Source organism: Oryzihumus sp. (genome assembly GCF_036391795.1).
Lineage (GTDB): Bacteria > Actinomycetota > Actinomycetes > Actinomycetales > Dermatophilaceae > Oryzihumus.
In genome coordinates, this window is record NZ_DASVZH010000305.1 from 1 (window position 1) to 2,286 (window position 2,286).

The 2,286-nt window shown below is 73.7% G+C and carries 3 protein-coding genes; all 3 read right to left on the bottom strand.

The window, feature by feature from the left end; all coding sequences use genetic code 11:
• Nucleotides 1–123: 123 nt before the first annotated feature.
• The gene (locus VF825_RS18605; protein WP_331116184.1) at nucleotides 124–474 is read right to left on the bottom strand and encodes a preprotein translocase subunit TatA; all 351 of its coding nucleotides are present in this window, start codon (nucleotides 472–474) and stop codon (nucleotides 124–126) included.
• Nucleotides 475–511: 37 nt separating this feature from the next.
• The gene (locus tag VF825_RS18610; RefSeq protein ID WP_331116180.1) at nucleotides 512–2,017 is read right to left on the bottom strand and encodes a trypsin-like peptidase domain-containing protein; all 1,506 of its coding nucleotides are present in this window, start codon (nucleotides 2,015–2,017) and stop codon (nucleotides 512–514) included.
• Nucleotides 2,010–2,286, bottom strand: a 277-nt coding sequence (locus tag VF825_RS18615; protein WP_331116182.1) for a hypothetical protein, incomplete at its 5' end; no start/stop codon positions are given. The genes VF825_RS18610 and VF825_RS18615, both read right to left, overlap by 8 nt.

Below are 2,286 nucleotides of genomic sequence, written 5' to 3' on the forward strand. Positions count from 1 at the left end.
CGGCAGAGACGCGCAAACCGAGCGGTTCTGCACGGCCGACGGCCGTGGAGAACCGCTCGGTTTGGCTGCCTGGTCCGTGCAGGACTGCTCGGTTTGGCCGACAGTCCGGCGAGGACCGCGGTGTCAGGTGGCGTCGACGTCCCACGGGGTCGGCAGGGCCGGGTCCCGACGGGGTCGCGAGGGCTCCTTGAACGGGTTGTAGGCCGAGAAGTCCTCCTCGCCGTCCTCGAGCAGCGCCTCGCGCACGATCCGCCGCGGGTCGTACTGCCGCGGGTCGAAGGCCTTCCAGTCGATGTCGTCGAACTCGGGCCCCATCTGCTCGCGCAGCTGGCCCCGGGCGCTGTCGGCCATGGCCCGGACCTGCCGGATCAGGACGCGGAGCTTTGCGGCGTACTCCGGCAGGCGTTCGGGACCGAGCACGACCACGCCGATCACGATCAGGAGGATGAACTCCCAGCCGTTGATGTCGAGGATGTTCACGCGTGGGCCTTTGCGTCGCCGGGCACGGCGATCAGTCCGTCGCCGCTTGCAGGGTCATCCTGACAGTTCGCTCGCTCGTTCCGCGACGAACGGTCAGGGTCACCGTCTCGCCGACCGAGCGGGCCCGGATCGCCACGACGAGCTGGTCGGGGTCGGAGATGACGCGACCGTTGAACTTCAGGATGACGTCACCGGGCTTGAGACCGGCCTTGTCGGCCGGGCCGCCCTGGGTGATCGGGGGGCGACCACCCTTGGCCGAGGTGGCGATCCGGACCCCCTGGCCCTCGTAGGCGGTGTCGAGGATGACCCCGATGACCGGGTGCGAGGCCTTGCCGGTGGTCATCAGCTGGTCCGCCGTCTTGCGGGCCTGGTCGCTGGGGATCGCGAAACCCACGCCGATGCTGCCGGACTGACCGGAGTCGAGCGGGCTCGAGCCCGGGATCCGGGCGATCGCCGAGTTGACCCCGATGACACGGCCGGACATGTCCAGCAGCGGGCCGCCGGAGTTGCCGGGGTTGATCGCGGCGTCGGTCTGGATGGCGTTGATGAACGCCGGGGCGTCGTCGGCCCCACCCGGGGTCACCGGACGGTTCAGCGCGCTGACGATGCCGCTGGTGACCGTGCTCTCCAGGCCCAGCGGGGCGCCGACGGCGACGACCGGGTCACCGACGACGACCGAGGCCGAGCTGCCCAGCGGCAGCACGGGCAGGCCGGTCCGCTGCACCCGCACGACAGCGAGGTCGTATGACGCGTCGCGGCCGACGATGGTGGCCGGCAGCTGGGAGCCGTCGGAGAACTCGACCCGGATGCTGCCGGAGCCCGCAGCCGAGGACACCACGTGGTTGTTGGTCAGGATGAAGCCGTCGCTCTTGATCACGAAGCCCGACCCGGTCCCCTGGCCGTCGGCGCCCTTGACCTTGAGGGTGACGACCGACGGGAGCGCCTTGGCGGCGATGCTGGCGATCGAGCCCTCGGGCCGGCTGGTCGTCCCGGGCTGGGGCACCGGCAGCACCCCGCCTGAGGTGACGCCTGAGCTGCGAGTGGCGATGAACGCACCGGCCGTCCCGCCCAGCAACGCGGCCAGGAGCACCGCGGCGGCGAGCACGGCGACGGTGCCGGCGCTCCACCGCGAGGACCGGGGACCCGGAGCCGAACCCCCGGGCGGGATGGTGCCGCCACCAGCCGGCGGGTGAGCGCCACCCTGGGGCAGCGGTGCGGTGACGTCTGCGGAGTGGGCGTGAGGCCACGCGGAGAAGGCCACCGGCGCCGTGGCCCACGGTGACGGGTCCGCAGCGGGGGCGCTGGCCCACGGCTGCCCGGCTCCCGGGGGAGGCATCGCACCCGGCGCCGTGGCCCACGGGGACGGGTCCGGGGCCGGGCCGGCACCGGGCGCGCCCGGGTGGGGCGCAGTGGGCAGGTGCGTGTAGGGCTCACCGGAGGGCGGCGGGAACCCGGCGGCACCGGGCGTCGGCGACTGTCGTGTGACGTCGACCGGCTCGGTCTGCTCCCCGGAGGGGTCCCGCTGCTGCTCAGTCATGGAGTGATTCTGCCCAATGGGCGCGGCGGACCGTCATCGAGGTCTGCGGCCCGGGCACGGAGCGGCCCCGGCCGGGGCGCAGGACGGCGACCGTCCGGGCGAAGGTCGTGGAGGATGCCGGGGCGGCCCAGCTCGGCGTCGGGGCCACCGGCTGCTCCGGCCCCGCCGCGGGGGTCGACACCCCGATGCTCCAGGCGGCAGCCGCCGACGCACCCACCGCCAGTCCGGCGAGCATGGCGGCACGGACCGGCGAGCGGTGCAGGGCCGGG

Excerpts from the sequence above, each read along its gene's own strand:
- VF825_RS18610 (WP_331116180.1), bottom strand. The coding sequence starts at position 2,017 with ATGACTGAGCAGCAGCGGGACCCCTCCGGGGAGCAGACCGAGCCGGTC.